The sequence below is a fragment of the Candidatus Neomarinimicrobiota bacterium genome, assembly GCA_041154365.1.
GTDB classification, from domain to species: Bacteria; Fidelibacterota; Fidelibacteria; order Fidelibacterales; family Fidelibacteraceae; genus Fidelibacter; species Fidelibacter multiformis.
In genome coordinates this window covers 1,120,363-1,136,508 of sequence record AP035449.1, presented here as the reverse complement: position 1 = coordinate 1,136,508, position 16,146 = coordinate 1,120,363, and the positions used below count along the sequence as shown (strand labels likewise).

At 43.4% G+C, this 16,146-nt stretch carries 13 protein-coding genes; 8 read left to right on the top strand and 5 right to left on the bottom strand.

Annotation, left to right across the window (positions count from 1 at the left end; genetic code table 11):
* Nucleotides 1-21: 21 nt before the first annotated feature.
* From strainIA91_RS04940 to strainIA91_RS04910, 7 genes are all read left to right on the top strand, one after another.
* On the top strand, nt 22-1,332 hold the full coding sequence (locus tag strainIA91_RS04940) for a hypothetical protein (protein ID WP_400168020.1): 1,311 nt from the start codon (nt 22-24) through the stop codon (nt 1,330-1,332).
* 106 nt (nt 1,333-1,438) lie between these two features.
* Entirely contained in the window at nt 1,439-1,984 is a 546-nt protein-coding gene (locus tag strainIA91_RS04935; protein ID WP_400168019.1) for a hypothetical protein, read from the top strand.
* 51 nt (nt 1,985-2,035) lie between these two features.
* Nucleotides 2,036-3,271, top strand: coding sequence for an IS256 family transposase (locus tag strainIA91_RS04930; protein WP_400168018.1), 1,236 nt, complete (start codon nt 2,036-2,038; stop codon nt 3,269-3,271).
* 473 nt (nt 3,272-3,744) lie between these two features.
* The gene (locus strainIA91_RS04925) at nt 3,745-5,073 is read left to right on the top strand and encodes a hypothetical protein (RefSeq protein ID WP_400166425.1); all 1,329 of its coding nucleotides are present in this window, start codon (nt 3,745-3,747) and stop codon (nt 5,071-5,073) included.
* A 127-nt stretch (nt 5,074-5,200) separates the two neighbouring features.
* Complete coding sequence (locus strainIA91_RS04920) at nt 5,201-6,517, top strand: WD40/YVTN/BNR-like repeat-containing protein (RefSeq protein ID WP_400168017.1); 1,317 nt, start codon at nt 5,201-5,203, stop codon at nt 6,515-6,517.
* A 171-nt stretch (nt 6,518-6,688) separates the two neighbouring features.
* The gene (locus strainIA91_RS04915; RefSeq protein WP_400168016.1) at nt 6,689-8,002 is read left to right on the top strand and encodes a WD40/YVTN/BNR-like repeat-containing protein; all 1,314 of its coding nucleotides are present in this window, start codon (nt 6,689-6,691) and stop codon (nt 8,000-8,002) included.
* A 150-nt stretch (nt 8,003-8,152) separates the two neighbouring features.
* A complete protein-coding gene (locus tag strainIA91_RS04910) occupies nt 8,153-10,594 on the top strand; it encodes a DUF3160 domain-containing protein (protein ID WP_400168015.1) in 2,442 nt (813 codons plus the stop codon).
* A gap of 81 nt (nt 10,595-10,675) precedes the next feature.
* Here the strand turns inward: strainIA91_RS04910 and strainIA91_RS04905 are convergent, their stop codons facing one another.
* The 3 genes from strainIA91_RS04905 to strainIA91_RS04895 form a co-directional block, all read right to left on the bottom strand.
* A complete protein-coding gene (locus tag strainIA91_RS04905) occupies nt 10,676-11,389 on the bottom strand; it encodes a M48 family metallopeptidase (RefSeq protein ID WP_400168014.1) in 714 nt (237 codons plus the stop codon).
* A gap of 69 nt (nt 11,390-11,458) precedes the next feature.
* Nucleotides 11,459-11,986: a cysteine peptidase family C39 domain-containing protein gene (locus strainIA91_RS04900; protein ID WP_400168013.1), complete on the bottom strand. Its 528-nt coding sequence runs from the start codon at nt 11,984-11,986 to the stop codon at nt 11,459-11,461.
* Nucleotides 11,983-12,774 (bottom strand): N-formylglutamate amidohydrolase, encoded by a 792-nt coding sequence (locus tag strainIA91_RS04895; protein WP_400168012.1) that lies wholly within the window; start codon nt 12,772-12,774, stop codon nt 11,983-11,985. The genes strainIA91_RS04900 and strainIA91_RS04895 overlap by 4 nt, the downstream gene beginning before the upstream one ends.
* 276 nt (nt 12,775-13,050) lie before the next feature.
* Between strainIA91_RS04895 and strainIA91_RS04890 the strand changes: the two genes are divergently transcribed.
* Complete coding sequence (locus strainIA91_RS04890) at nt 13,051-14,145, top strand: tetratricopeptide repeat protein (protein ID WP_400168011.1); 1,095 nt, start codon at nt 13,051-13,053, stop codon at nt 14,143-14,145.
* A 361-nt stretch (nt 14,146-14,506) separates the two neighbouring features.
* Here strainIA91_RS04890 and strainIA91_RS04885 read toward each other — a convergent pair whose 3' ends face one another.
* Nucleotides 14,507-15,718, bottom strand: coding sequence for a redoxin domain-containing protein (locus strainIA91_RS04885; protein WP_400168010.1), 1,212 nt, complete (start codon nt 15,716-15,718; stop codon nt 14,507-14,509).
* Nucleotides 15,719-15,728: 10 nt separating this feature from the next.
* Nucleotides 15,729-16,142, bottom strand: coding sequence for a hypothetical protein (locus strainIA91_RS04880; RefSeq protein ID WP_400168009.1), 414 nt, complete (start codon nt 16,140-16,142; stop codon nt 15,729-15,731).
* Between the last annotated feature and the right edge of the window lie 4 nt (nt 16,143-16,146).

The window sequence follows — 16,146 nt, the reverse complement described above, 5'->3', positions numbered from 1 at the left end:
AACCGTATACAGGGACATTTCATGCCTAATCTCACACATTTTACATCAGGGAACAGATATCCGGCTTTGTTGATGTTTCTTCTCCCCTTCCTCATCACCGCCTGCTTTAACCCGGAGCCGGATGATTACGGACTGGTGCTCGAAGCGGTGGATGTGGTCTGTGTAGAGGCCACATTCCGGGTGACGGCTTCCGGGGTGCCGGAAACGTGGACGTGCGGACTCTACCGGGATGACAGTCTGGTAGTGACGGAAACACTCAGCGGACAAAGCGGTTATATCCGGGATACGGGACTTTTGCCGGCGGCGGATTATACTTATCACATAAGCTATATGAAAGACGGCCGGGACAAAGACCGGTCCGATCCCGTCGCCGTTACCACGCTGGATACCACCAGCCATGATTTTACATGGACCGTGGAAACGCTGGGAGATGCCGGGTCTTATCTCAATGATGTGGCCATCGTGGATGAAAACAATATATATGTCGTAGGTGAAATAAGATCTGATTCTGGTTGGTATAACATTGGTATATGGAATAATAATCAATGGAAATTTGATCTCGTAGGTCCTGTGGGAAACATATTATATAGTGTTTTCGCTTTTTCAAATAATGATATATGGGTAAGCAATGCCTGTTCACCGTATCATTGGGATGGAAACGAATGGACATACTATCGTTTTTCTTCCAATGGTGTAGGTGTAAATGCCTGTGCAGGAAAAGCCATTTGGGGCTCATCTTCGGATAACGTATGGTTTGCGGGAAACAACGGGTCACTGGTCCACTACGACGGGAGCCGGTTCCGCCGGGTGGAGAGCGGGATTGATGTAGATATTCAGGATATTGATGGGAATGATGAATTAACAGTTGCAACAGCCTGGAGTTATTGGGATCAAAATAGTTACTTGCTTGAAATCAGAGATAAACAGGTAAGCATAAAACGGCATTCATCCCTGCCCAACGGAGACTGGACTTTAGGAGATGCAGGCTTGTTTTATTCATTGGATGTTCTTCAGGAGCATGTTTTATTTAACACTGTCCGGACGGCCTTTGTCCACTGGCATATTGCTTCAAATACGACAAAATTGATTCTAATAGAAACGACGATCCTGAACGATTTAAAGCCAGTCCATGCGATCAGGGCAAATGCAGTAAATGATATATATTTTTTCACTACGGCAGGTGAAATAGCCCATTATAATGGGATGACATTTAAGCATATTAATCCGGGCTTTCCATCTGTTATTGACTTGGGTGATGGAGCAGTGAAAGACGAGTTGATTGTAGCTGCACTTCGATCGAAGAATATCTTCATTGGCAGAAGAAATCATTAAAAAGAGGAATGGAACGCATCAAAGTAAATTGTCTTGTTTATCACTTTTGGCGAAGTCTACAAGGCAATGCACAAGCCCATATACCAGTCTTGGATGAGGATTTGATATGGGTGATTTAACTAACTATTCAGGCAAAATGGAGGTTATAATGAAAAGAGTATTTATTTTCATTTGGTTTATTATTGGTTCAAATTTAATGGGACTGCAAACCTATCCTACAGTTGATTGGAGTATTGCAGGTGATAATTCTACATTTGTTGCGAATACAACTATAACAGTAAATTCTGTTAATGATTTTTTTGCAGCACTAAATTCAAGGGACACGAGTGAAATTACCAGAATCAAATTGGACCCGGGTATATATAATTTTGGGAATAACATCATAAATATTGATAAAAATCTTATCATCTCAGGAGATAGTCCGGAAACAACAACACTGCTGTTCAATGTCGGAGAAAATGCGGCAATCAATATTCAAGGTTCTACGGATATTACAAAATTTGTTGACCATACCCATCCTGAATGCATTGAATTTGGTTCAGATACTTTATATTTGGATGATGTTAATGGAATAAATACTGGTGATTACTTCTTGTTTACAACCGATAATACCGGATCATGGGAACATAACACAACGCAGTCGGTAGTGTAATTTTCTTTCTGTAAAAAGGCTCAAAGTTTTTCAAATTCAGGTAACAAACAAATGAAAGGAAAAACAATGAGCCTGGAAAAAAGTACGATGATTGAAGATGTAATGAAACTCTTAATTGAATACGGACCGGAAAAGTTTCGGGAGAGCCTGGAGCTGCTTTATAATCAGGCAATGCAGATAGAACGAAGTGAGGTTCTCCGTGCCCACCCTTATGAGCGGACAGAGGCACGGCGGGGACACGCCAACGGATTTAAGCCCAAACGCTTCAACAGCAGTGTTGGAACGCTGGCGTTACAGATTCCTCAGGTCCGGGGCGATGTGAGTTTTTATCCCGGGAGTCTTGAGCGGGGCACCCGGAGTGAGAAGGCATTGAAGTGTGCCCTGGCGGAAATGTATATCCAGGGTGTGTCCACCCGGAAAGTCCGGGAGATTACCGAAGCCTTGTGCGGCCTCAGTGTGAGTTCAAGTCAGGTAAGCCGTGTGACCCGGGAATTAGATGAATCGCTGAGCGCCTTCAGAGACCGTGAGTTGGACGATCCGTATCCGTATGTCTATCTGGATGCCCGGTATGAGAAAACGCGTCACAACGGCCGTGTGATCGATAGTGCGGTTTTGATTGCCATTGGGGTCAATAAGCGAACAGGCCTGCGTGAAGTGTTGGGCATCAGCACGGAACTGTCTGAAGCGGAAGTACACTGGCGCCATTTTCTGGAGCACTTACAAAAACGTGGATTAAAGGGTGTGGATCTGTTTATCAGCGATGATCATTCGGGTTTAAAAGCAGCCCGTTTGGCGGTTTACTCCCATATCCCGTGGCAGCGGTGTCAATTTCACTTTCAGCAAAATGCCCAGGCTTACGCCCCGGCCAAAAACATGAGAAAAGAGCTGGCAGACGCGGTAAAAGCTATTTTTAATACAGACAGCAAAGAAGAGGCCTGTACTAAAACAGAGACCGTCTGTAAAACCTATGCAGACAAAGCACCGGCGTTCTGTGACTGGCTTCAGGATCACATCGACGAAGCCCTGACAGTGTATGACTTCCCCAAATCTCATCGCAGAAGAATCAGGACCAGCAACGGGTTGGAACGCCTCAATCAGGAGATTAAACGGCGAACTCGTGTCGCACGCCTTTTTCCCAATCAGGAATCGTGTCTGAGACTGATTACCGCCATACTTGTTGAACAACATGAAACGTGGATCTCAGGACGAATATACTTAAACTTTGATATAGATGAATGCGAGGCGAAAAACAATGCTATGCCTTTTTACAGAAAAAACGTTGCTTAATCTTCTCCCGGGTTAGACTGATTGCTCTTAATACTTTATTGAAGCATAAGGTTAAATTCAGAGAACATATGCTAAAAAGGTTGACTGTGTTATATTCCAATACAGTGAGCCCAGAGATTCATTACTGAGAAGTTGTGGTTTATCGACTATTCGCATTTGGGGTAATTGTTGACCAAAAGCACTGATGCTTATCAGAAATAGAAGAATCCACCGCGTGATCATACTGACTTTCATATGCCCATGTAGCTATTTTCTTATACAGAAAATAGATTGATTATTTGCTGCTGTCAAGCAGAAAGATGCACCGTGCATATCAGTCCAACCGGAATGGTGCTCTCTGTATTTTCCTATATTTAGGAAATTACCGGGGGTTTCGGGGGATTATACCGGTGTTTTAATTCTTCATTCTCCTCATTGCTTCCCACCCCATTCTCATCTAAATTGCAGCATGTAACCGTATACAGGGACGTTTCATGCCTAATCTCACACATTTTACATCAGGGAACAGATATTCGGCTTGCATTCTATTACTATTCCTGATCGTTTTGTGCCTTCTACCTGCATGCCGGGATCATTCCACGGGTCCGGAACCGGTACCGTCTATTCAATTGGACGTGGATTACCGGGGAACGGATTTCGTCTGGCTCAAACTGTCTGTAGAAGAAACTGTGAAAGATCTTCATTATCTGATCCGGCGAAACAATGAGGACCGGTTTACAGGGCAATTCTCCGGCCGGGATACCCTGATCACCGATACATCCCTGACACCCGGTACGGAATACTATTACACGGTATACGGAATTAAAAACAGTGAGCCTGTGGATTCCGGTGACACTGTCCCGGTTACAACCCTGCCTCTTAGCAGTCATGATTTTCACTGGGAGATCGATACTCTGGGAGAATACGGCAGTATGCTGAGGGATGTATTCGCTTTCAGTGAAAATGATGTATGGGTTGTGGGCGAAATCATCACAAATGTTCATACCGGGGATAAGTCTAATGCTGCTCACTGGGATGGTACTAAGTGGGAATTGCATAAGATAGATCTTAATCCACCCATGTATTATATATTAGGTTTTTCACAAGATGATTTATGGATGGTAAGTGGGATTCCACACCATTGGGATGGGATGAATTGGAGTAAATATCATTTATGGGACATGGGTGTATTAAGTCCTAATGATGGAATACTAACAAAAGTTTGGGGGACATCATCCACCAATCTGTATTTTGTGGGTGACAAGGGTACCATTGTCCATTATGACGGATCCCAATACCGACGCATGGAGAGTGGTACGGATGCGGATTTAAAGGATATCGACGGGGTATATGATCCTGAAACGGGGCAAACCCGGATCTGGGTAGCCGGTTCGGGAGTGCTTCTCTATTCCGAGGGGGAAACCTGGGAGGTTGTCTGGGATTTTGATCACCCCTTCTTTAAAGATAATTATAATAATCCTAATACGGTCTGGGTTCCGGATAGAAAAGGGTTTATCGTTTCGGTATGGGGTGGTAGTAATTCCGGCACCTATCTTTTAAATCAGCAAAATCCGCATCAGCATACTTCATTGTTTAATCATGACTTATTCTCTTTTGATATGCATGGGAACAGTATAAACGATTTCTTTATCGTAGGAGACTGGAATAAAGTATATCACTATAACGGCAGCACCGTAAGAAATTATCCCGAATTATCCCTGGACGGCTATTCATTTGGTATTTATCATTTTAATAATCACGTATTTGTTGCCGGAGCTACGGGCAGCAGTTTTCGGGCTGTAGTTTTTCGAGGAGTTCGATAATTATATGGAAGAAATGCATAGGAGACAGTGCCATGGGTAAACGAATATGTCTTTTGGCGGGACTTTTAATGGTCACAGTGCTTTTAAACAACTATTCTCTGTTTATTAATAACGCATAAGGTAACCGATGAAAAACCATAAACATCAAAACTTCTTTCCAAAATCCCCTCTTCTTCTTCTCCCCTTCCTCATCACCGCCTGTTTTAACCCGGAACCGGATGATTACGGACTGGTGCTCGAAGCGGTGGATGTGGTCTGTGTGGAGGCCACATTCCGGGTGACGGCTTCCGGGGTGCCGGAAACGTGGACGTGCGGACTCTACCGGGATGACAGTCTGGTGGTAACAGAGACACTTAGCGGACAAAGCGGTTATATCCGGGATACGGGACTTTTGCCGGCGGCGGATTATACCTATCACATAACCTATATGAAAGAGGGCCGGGACAAAGACCGGTCCGATCCCATCGCCGTTACCACGCCGGATACCACCAGCCATGATTTTACATGGACCGTGGAAACGCTGGGAGATGCCGGGTCTTACTTCAATGATGTGGCCATTGTGGATGAAAACAATATCTGGGTTGTGGGAAACATAAATACCCCGGATGGTGAATATAATGCCGCTCGATGGAATGGTTCGGAATGGGAATTTATGGGTATTTACAGCAATACTCTTGATTTATACAGTATCTGGTATTTTGCAGAAGATGATATCTGGGTACTATCAAGTTATCCAATTCATTGGGATGGAGAATCATGGACTCACTACCACTTAACAGAAATGGGAATAATACCAGGAGGGCTTGGTGGTTCTATTTGGGGAGCTTCACCAAATGATGTTTGGTTTGTAGGCAGATATGGACGCATTGTCCACTACGACGGGAGCCGGTTCCGCCGGGTGGAGAGCGGGACGGATGTGGATTTCACAGATATTTACGGAGTAAACGCAAATCATATATGGGTAGCCGGATGTGACGAGTTTACCCAGTCAGTAATCATAGGAATCTTTGATTCAAAACCAACGAAACTTTTCCATCGGTACAGTGATGGAACAAATAATCTGGATGATGAAACATACTGGTCTCCTGAAGCCTGGACAATTTGGACCGGTCCTCACAGCCGGCGTCTGAAAATAGCCGGGGGTTATGGACTATATGAGCTGGATAACCGGGAGTCACCCCAAAAATACACCCGGATAGATGTGGAAGCACATACCGGTTATTTTGCATATCCGTGGAAAATGCGGGGAAATCATGAAGCAGATTTATTTATTGCCGGTGAATTCGGTTCTTTGTTTCATTTTAACGGACTCTCCTGGCATTGGTATGAAGGGCTTGTTTCTGAATCCGTCCGTCTAAAAAGTATCGCTGTGATAAACCGGTCCGTAGTGGCTGTTGGCGTCGATCATGGCAGTTTTCTGTCTAAAGTTGTAATGGGAAAATAAATATTAGGAGATGCGACGGGCACGCTACACAGACAATCTGGCAGTGATTGTGGGCTTGTTTGATTCAGCTATCCCGGGGGGAATTATTGTGAAAGGAGTGCATCATGAATGAAAAAAGGGAAGTAGCAGTAAAAATGATTTGGCTGACATATAAGAAATAAAGGAACCCCCATGAACATCCATAAACAACATATATTCCGCCTAAAATCCCCTCTGATTTACACACTTCTTCTCCCCTTCCTCATCACCGCCTGCTTCAGCCCGGAGCCGGAGGATTACGGACTGGCGCTTGAAGCGGTGGATGTGGTCTGTGTGGAGGCCACATTCCGGGTGACGGCTTCCGGGGTGCCGGAAACGTGGACGTGCGGACTCTACCGGGATGACAGTCTGGTGGTAACGGAAACACTCAGCGGACAAAGCGGTTATATCCGGGATACGGGACTTTTGCCGGCGGCGGATTATACCTATCACATAAGCTATATGAAAGACGGCCGGGACAAAGACCGGTCCGATCCCATCGCCGTTACCACGCCGGATACCACCAGCCATGATTTTACATGGACCGTGGAAACCCTGGGAGATGCCGGGTCAACCCTCAATGATGTGGCCATTGTGGATGAAAACAACATCTGGGTTGTGGGAAACATAAATACCCCGGATGGTGAATATAATGCCGCTCGATGGAATGGTTCGGAATGGGAATTTATGGGTATTTACAGCAATACTCTTGATTTATACAGTATCTGGTATTTTGCAGAAGATGATATCTGGGTACTATCAAGTTATCCAATTCATTGGGATGGAGAATCATGGACTCACTACCACTTAACAGAAATGGGAATAATACCAGGAGGGCTTGGTGGTTCTATTTGGGGAGCTTCACCAAATGATGTTTGGTTTGTAGGCAGATATGGACGCATTGTCCACTACGACGGGAGCCGGTTCCGCAGGATATCCAATTCATGGGAGTCCCAGTTAGATTGGTCAAAAGTGAAAGGTATGGGTAATGATGTGTTTGTTGTCGGTTATACTCGATTCAGTCCTTTTAAGAGTGCATTTATCAACATAAAAAATGGTGAATGTAAAACTCTTATGAGTTCCAATACGGCTAACGGAATTTGGGACCGTACATTGGGTGTTTTTTCGGATTGGGGGCACATGATAACATTCGACATCCTTAAGGAGCATCTGTATGTGAGAGCCATTCAGGGCATATTGAAATTCCCTTATAGTAAGGACTATATGAGTCATTGGATAATGTATCAGGATTATCCTGGGGATTTTTATGTTGATATGGACACTAAGGCAGAAAATGATATTCTGATGATTGGCGCTATCCGGCAATTTATTCACTTCAATGGTAAAAGCTGGAAAAATGTTTTTTCTAATCCAAATATATATTGTGAATACCGGGCAATGGATCGTAAAGAGGATTTAGTCATTGTAGTCGGTGATCAGATTGTTTGGGGTAAAAAAGTTAAATAAGAAAACGATAACAATTGATAATGATGAATGAAGGCTTCTGTGGAGGATATCAAGATTCAAAAAAGCCACCAACAGATTTACTCTTGCATAAGATTTTTGTTCACACTATAATAATATAAACAACATTTTCATATTTAAACTGGAGTGAAAATGAAAGTAAAATTGTTATCAATACTTGTGATTGCATTTAAACTTTCCTTCGCTCAAACAGGCATGCTGGCCGATATTACCGGACAAATTGAAACAGAGTTCGGTACATATATCCCCTGTCTTGTTGACATTGAACCCAATGCACCACAATATGTCATCGAATCAGATTTCAGTAATGTTGCAAACTTCAGCGATTTCACTTTTACCGAATCACAAAAACAGAAATTACTGGAAAACCATTTTGTGGTGATTCCCGGAAGAACCTCCGGTCCGACAGGCTATAAAGAGATCTACGACATCTATAATGAAGCCCGGGAAAACGATATCCCCCAATTTATTACCACTGATGCTGTTTTACACACCTACCATATACTGTTCGATAAAATTCTTTCAACCACTGAAGAGGATTATCTTATCCGTTATCTGAAAGAGATGGACAGTATGCTGGTCCATGAATCCCTCAACGCCTATCACACACACTCCGATGATCTCATCAGGTCCTCTTTTAAAACCCTCGTCGCCTACTTTTCGGTCCCCCTGAAACTAATGGACAGTACCTATCAGGTGCCGGATCTCGTCTCCGATACGGTCCGTCAGGAACTGGAACTGATTGAAGCCCATGAAGGATATGAGATATCCCCCCTCTTCGGCGCTTATCCTGAAGATTACAGCCAGTACAAACCCAGAGGGCATTATACAAAAACAGAGGAACTGGAGAACTATTTTAAGGCCATGATGTGGCATGGAAGGCAGACGTTTGTTTTACATGATAGCGAAGCATCATCCTGTATTCATATTACCGGTTCTGCTCTTGCCCTGATTTATCTCATGGAGAATATGGATAATAGCAATGAGGTATGGACTCTGTGGAATAACATATATCTGCCAACTGTCTTTTTTGTGGGAAAAGCCGATGATCTGTTGCCCCAGGATTATTTCAGTGCAGCATTGGAATATTTTGGCCAGGACTTCGCATCCCGGAATCTTGAAGATATATTGAACGAATCTGATCTGTCAGCATTTATTAACTGGGCTGATGATTTTTTCCCTGATCCTGAAATCACAACATTGACAGGCACAGGTATGCGGTTTATGGGACAGCGTTTCGTTCCTGATTCATATATCCTGGACCAGCTTGTTTCACTGGAACGACTCATGCCAAAGTCCCTGGATATTCTCGCCGTCTTAAATTCGGATGAGGCCTTTAACCTGCTGGAAGAGATGGGTGAAACCGGGTATCCCGGATATTTGAGTCAACTCGCATTGCTGAAAGCCAAATTTGAAGATTATCCGGAAGAACAATGGGTAGAAAACCTCTATTGGAACTGGCTTTATTGTCTGATGCCTCTCCTAATGGAGAAAAACGGGGGCTTCCCGCCGTTTATGCAAAATCTGGCATGGCTCCGGAAGGATTTGAATACGGCACTGAGTTCATGGACCGAATTACGGCATAATACTATTTTATACGCAAAACCGAGTGAAACACCCATCGGTGACGGGCCCAGAAATATACTTATCCGGGGTTACGTGGAATCCAATCCCTGGGTTTTTGCCCGGCTGGCTTCTCTTACAAAATTGACAAAAGAGGGATTGCTTGGACTTTCCATACTCAATGAAGATATGGAAGAGCGGTTAATCATATTGGAAGACCTGCTCTTAACCCTGAAAAGTATATCGGAAAAAGAGCTGACCGGAGAGGAAATCACCACGGATGAATACATAGCCCTTTGCCTGTTTGGTGAAACTGTCGAAGACCTTGTCACGTTCAATGAGTATAATGATTTTTATGATATGTTCTTACCTGCCATTGATGATGAGATGCCCGTTATTGCAGATGTACACACAGACCCAAACACATCCTCCTGCCTTGAGGAAGGTGTGGGCTACCCTTTCAGAATCTATGTAATATGCCCGGTTGAAGGAGAACTCACGGTAACAGTGGGCGGTATTTTTTCATCTTATGAATTTGTCCAGCCAATCGCCAACAGACTGACGGATGAGGAATGGATAGAGATGCTCATCTCTGAAACACCCCCTGAACTGCCGTACTGGACTACAGAATACCTTGATCCGGAATATGATCTTACCAATTCAGAACCTGAACACTATTATTGCTACAAAAAAGGACTGTCAATCACGAACATTCATGAAGAAACCCTTCCCCGAAACTTCTCCCTCCACCCAAACTACCCGAATCCGTTTAACAGTTCAACCACCATTCAATATGATCTTCCGAAGGATGGTTTTGTCAATATATCCATATACAATGTTCTCGGAGAACATATCATAACTCTGAAAAATTCGTATGAACAAGCCGGTCATAAGGTCGTGTATTGGGATGGGTATGATCAAAACAATCACCTTGCACCGTCTGGCGTGTACATGTATCAGATTGAATACGAAGGCAATACATCCATCCGAAAAATGGTACTTATGAAGTAATTTGCATATCATTTTATTGATTATTAATCGGGATAATCTATCGAATCAGTAAAGTAGATGAATAAAATTCACAAAAAGTATTTATTGAATATCCGGAATTTGATTCAACAACTCTTTGTAATCCCGCCAATCCGGCATCCAGGAATCCATCAACCGATAAAACCGGGCATTGTGGTAACGTTCCAGTAAATGGTTCATCTCGTGTACAACAATATATTCCAGACACTTCAGGGGCTTTTTGGCCAGTTCCAAATTAAACCAGATCCTTTGTGCCTGAATATTGCAGCTTCCCCAGCGGGTTTTCATTTTTCTGACTTTCCATTCCTTTACATGAACTCCCAGGACAGGCTCCCAGTGTGATATAAAATCAGGAATTACTTTTTTTAGCTGCCGGCGATACCAATCTTCCAAAAGAACTTGCCGTTGGTCGCGCCCCATTCCCGGTTGAATCTGCATAATCAGGGTCTTATCAACTCCAAGCCACACTTTTGGAGAAGACACCTGTTCAATGACATGCAAACGATAAGAGTTTCCCCATAAGGTATGAATTTCTCCAGTATGCATCTGTTTTTTAGCTATCAATGGCTGTCGTTGAAACATCGCCTGTTTTGAATGTATCCATTCCATTTTTTTCAGAATAAAAGTCTTGACGGTTGATTCACCGATTCCATGAGGGACAGACATCCTTACCTGTCCATCCGGTGGATACACTCTCAGGTTTATGTTCTTTACTTTTTTCCAGATGATTTCAACCGGAATATTCAGAATAACAAGTGTGCTTCGTTTTTCCTTCATGAAGATCCATAATTCATTATTAACGGGTTAGAACCAACGCGCGTCCGAAAATATGACCAATACTTTCACTCAATCCATGTGTTTTGGAATTTTCACAGCCGGTTCCTTACCGGTAAGTACGATTCCAAAATGTTCAAATTTTTCTTGCGAGCCCGTATCGACATCATGCCACCTGGCCATAAATTCCCTTTCCCTTAACCAGGTCCGGTGAAATGAAGAAGGATCCTCGAAAAGCAGTACCCCTTTGGAATATCCGATGACGATGACATAGTGTCCATCATCATAATCACTTTTCCATTCTTCAAGTGTCATATATTGATCAGCCCAGGCCTGCACCAAAACAATTACCGGATATCCTTTATCCAGCATTTGTTTCAATTCCTTCAGTGTCCACCCTGATTTGGCAATGACTGAAAAACCATGATCTTCAGCCACTTTGATCATACCTGATACCGGAGTTCCATCCTCTCCTGTTCCAAGGGCTTTCATTAATTCATCCCCCCGGATATCTACTCCGTAATAAGCCATCACCAGTTGCAGTGCTGTAGCCCCACAATCAAAATCGAAGGTCTGCCGGCCAACATGAAGATTAATCATGATTCGTTTCCTCCGGTCTTTTTCTGAAGATTTTCCACGGTAACAGCCAGGGATTCTGCAAAGGCTCTGCGCAGCCGGTTTATTGCATCCACATCCGGTGTTTTATCCGGATGCTTGTAAAGCCGTTCATTGGTCTCCTGCAGAATCGCCGGTACCCTGTCCCCGATACGGGTCGTGGCTGAAATGGAATGGGCAGAACACACATGGCCGTACACCGTATAATATTCAGACGCATTAACCGTAACGTTTACTTCCGGCAGACGTTTCCGGAGTTCAGCAGCATAGGTTTCAATATATGCATCCGGAGAATAATAAACAGGCTCTTTATCCAGCTTAGAATGCTGATAATTCATCAGGTCGATCTGATGATCTGTTACTCCCCGGGCTGAAACTGTACTGTGTCCATCCAGGAGAAAGGTAGCGCCGGATCGTATTTCTTCAGTAATCACCTGGTGGAATTTTTTTAAATATCTATCCGACATTTCCTGCCGCCTTGCCAGTGAAGGTTCACGTCCCTGTTCATAGACCGGCCGTCCCCACACATCAACCAGGGGGACAGAATCATCGAGGATATCGGGATGCCGGTTACCTTCCACAATCATGCTGCAATAAGGAAAGACAAGATGCCGGTTTGAAAGGATATCCCTGAAATCATAAAGCCAGTTGGTGTACCAATCCACATTTTGAACCAGAAGACGGAAATCCGACGAGAGTGAATCCATGTCGATTTCATAGGGAATGATCAATCCACTATGGGGAATCACCACAAGAATATCTGAATGATTCATGAATTCTCTCTCCTCTGAAAGGTATACCTCTGAAAAAACAGAGCGACTTCACCCAACATGAAGCCGCTAATCTCAAGATATGTAAATCTAAGAGGGTTCAGAATTCGGTTCAAGAACTGTTTATTCTACAAAAAAAAGATCTATTGAACATTTTTTCAGCAAAATGCCGTTTAAACTGCATTTTATCTGATTAAATTTAATGAATTGATGATATGCTGTATTGACATTTTTTTAACTAACTCTTATTTTCTATTGTTAACAAAGGAGTCTTTTTTCATGCCTAATCAACAGGACGTTTATAGAAAAATCAATGTTGCTGTCCTTGTAATGATTGCAATATTCCTGTCATTTTGTACAGAAAACACAAAACAGGATAGCTATGCATCTTATATGGAAGCAATTCGTTTAAATCCAGACTATGATACGGCTCATTTTGAGTTGGGGCACGCTTATTTTAATGATGACAATTACTCGCTGGCTGCAGAATCTTACAGACAGGCTATTCGTTTAAATCCTGATTATGCAGAGGCTCATTATGAATTGGGATTGTCTTACAACCATCTGGGACAGTACAGCAACGGAATTTCTTCATTTTGGCAAACTATCCGGATAGAACCGGAAAATGCGAGTGCCTATTTTCATCTTGGTCTGGCTTATAATGCTTTGGAACAGTATACAGATGCAATTGAATCCTTTGAAAAATCTCTGGAATATGATCCGGATATGGTCAATGCCCGGTATCATTTGGGACAAGCACAAAAAGAACTGGAGAAATATACCAAGGAATATACGCTCCGCTCACCGGATGACCCTCAAAACCCCAGCGACGCGAATGCATATTACAACCTGGGTATTGCCTATGCGTCACTGGAGCAGTACCGGGACGCCATCGATGCTTATCAGAAGGCTGTGGAACTCAATCCCAATTTTAAAATGGCTTTTTACCGCCAGGGATGGGCTTATGGAAAACTGGGACAATTCGGGGATGCCGTTAAATCCTACTCTGAAGCCATCCGAATTGATCCTGAATACGAAGAAGCACATTACAATCTGGGTTATGCCTATGGGCAGCAGGGAAATTTTACCCAAGCCATTGAATCCTATCGCCGGACAATTGAGATCAATGAAAGACATCATGAAGCGCACCATAATCTGGGTTGGTCTCTGGCACATATAGAACACTACCATGATGCCATTCAATCCTTTAAAAATGCCATTGAAATCCGTCCCGACGATGCCCAGACCCATTATAATCTGGGATGGACCTATGTGGTACTTGAGGACAGGAGTTCGGCTTTGGAAGAGTATAAAATTCTGAAAGAACTCAACCAGGATCTGGCGGACAGGTTATTTGGATGGATATATAATTAGAATGATGAATGATGAATGATGAATGATGAATTGAATTTTTAATTATGAATTGGGTTGAGAGCTTTAATTGACGATGAGACCGGGCAAGTCCTCTCTTTTAGGGGTGTGTAAGAAAGTAACGAGGGACGAGTAACGAGTAACGAGTGACGAGTGAAGAGTAACGAGGGACGAGGGCGAGGGATACGTGAGGCATGACGAGATTGGTTGGGAGCGTCTCTATGGGCGGAGGGGCAGAAAAAGTTCCCAGCCTTCCTCGCTTCTGTCTGTCGACCGTTGACTTTCGACTTTCGACTTTCGACTTTCGACTTACGACTTTCGACTGAAATCCCAGGAACGAAGCGACGCCAACTTCAGACAGGCCTCAACGTAACGAATTCACATACATCATCAGAGTAAACTCAAGATCTTCCCCTTCGGCATATCCGATTTTCTCATAGCGGATTTTACCATCGGGTCCAACCACAAACATAGTTGGCACTCCCTTAATGCCAAATTTATCCGATACATCGTCTCCATAGTAAACCGGAAAGGTATATTGATTTGTTTCGATAAAAGGACGGACTTTGGATTTATCTTTATCAGTTGATATGATCAAAAAACGGACATCCTCATCATTTTCATAGGATTGGTATAGCTGATGCACTTTGGGCAATGCCCGTCGGCAGGGCCCGCACCAGGTAGCAAAAAAATCAATCACCAGAATCTTGCCCTGAAGATCTGAGGACCGGACAACAGAACCGTCCAGGTTTTCCAGTTTAAAAGCCGGCATAGGCTTGTCTATCCGAATCTCGTCCAAAGTGCTGACAATGGCTTCATGGGCGTCATTTACCGCTTTCTCAACCATTGTATCAATAGCTGATGCAGGATAGGAAAGAGATTCTCCGTATTCATAGATGAGCGATAAAGCATCCTGATGGGCAGGAGCCTGTGAGAGAGCTTTGAGAACATTTTCCATAGCATACTGATACCGGTTCAGTTTTGCCTGAGCCCGGGATACATTGATCAGAATTTCAGGATCATCATATTCTGCCAGGATTTCCTCATAGACAGCAAGGGCATCCTCCACCCTGCCCATTTTCATCAGGTAATACGCATAGGTATCCAAAATCATGGCTCTGTACTGCGGTTCAGCTTCAATTTTCTCCATTGGAGAATATCCCCGTTTATCCAGATACACAGACAATGCATCAATAAACTCGCCGGTACGGCATTGAACTGCTGCATCTTCAATCAATGAAAAGAGCCTGTCCTCCAGGAGGGTGTTCTCCCTGTTTTTCCAGGCGATTGTGTTTGCCAGCATGGCATATTGCATGGCATTATGACTCTCCTGCGTGGCATTTAGTACTGATTGATATATCTCCCCCTCCCTGTCTATAACCAAAGGAAACAGTCTTTCTGTAAGCTGGTACTTCAATTCGGAAGATTCTACATCATCTATCATCATAAGGGCTTCCCGGACAAAAACGGAATCTTCTTTTATAGCCAATGTCTTTTCTATCCTGTTCTCTGTAGGCTTGATAGCACAAGCCGTAATCATCATGAGTAAAGTAATAATTAGGGCAGTTTTTTTCATGGGTCTCCTCTTAAACGTTTCTCACACCGATTTCTACAATGAATTTTTCTCCGTCATGCTGTACATCCAAAACCTGTATGAGCTCAGCAATTTTTTTCATGGCTGTTTCCGTATCGATGATGATATATGGCATCTTTAACGCTACAATGTTATTTTGGTACCGTTCCACAAACCGGCTTACAATCGGTAATAATTTGTTCACCAGGGAACTTCTGGATACGATTTTAAATAGGATATTGGGTTTCATGTAGGAATCAAAGGCCAGGGTAACAGGAAAATCCAGGGAAAGTGATGGGACCTTGATTTCACCCCGGACAGTTTTGGAATCGACAGCCACAAGATTCCGAACCGGAATTTTTTCCGCTTCAAAATACCGGGTATACAAATCCACAATTTCATCGATGGTCAGCTCAATTTTTGCCATGCTT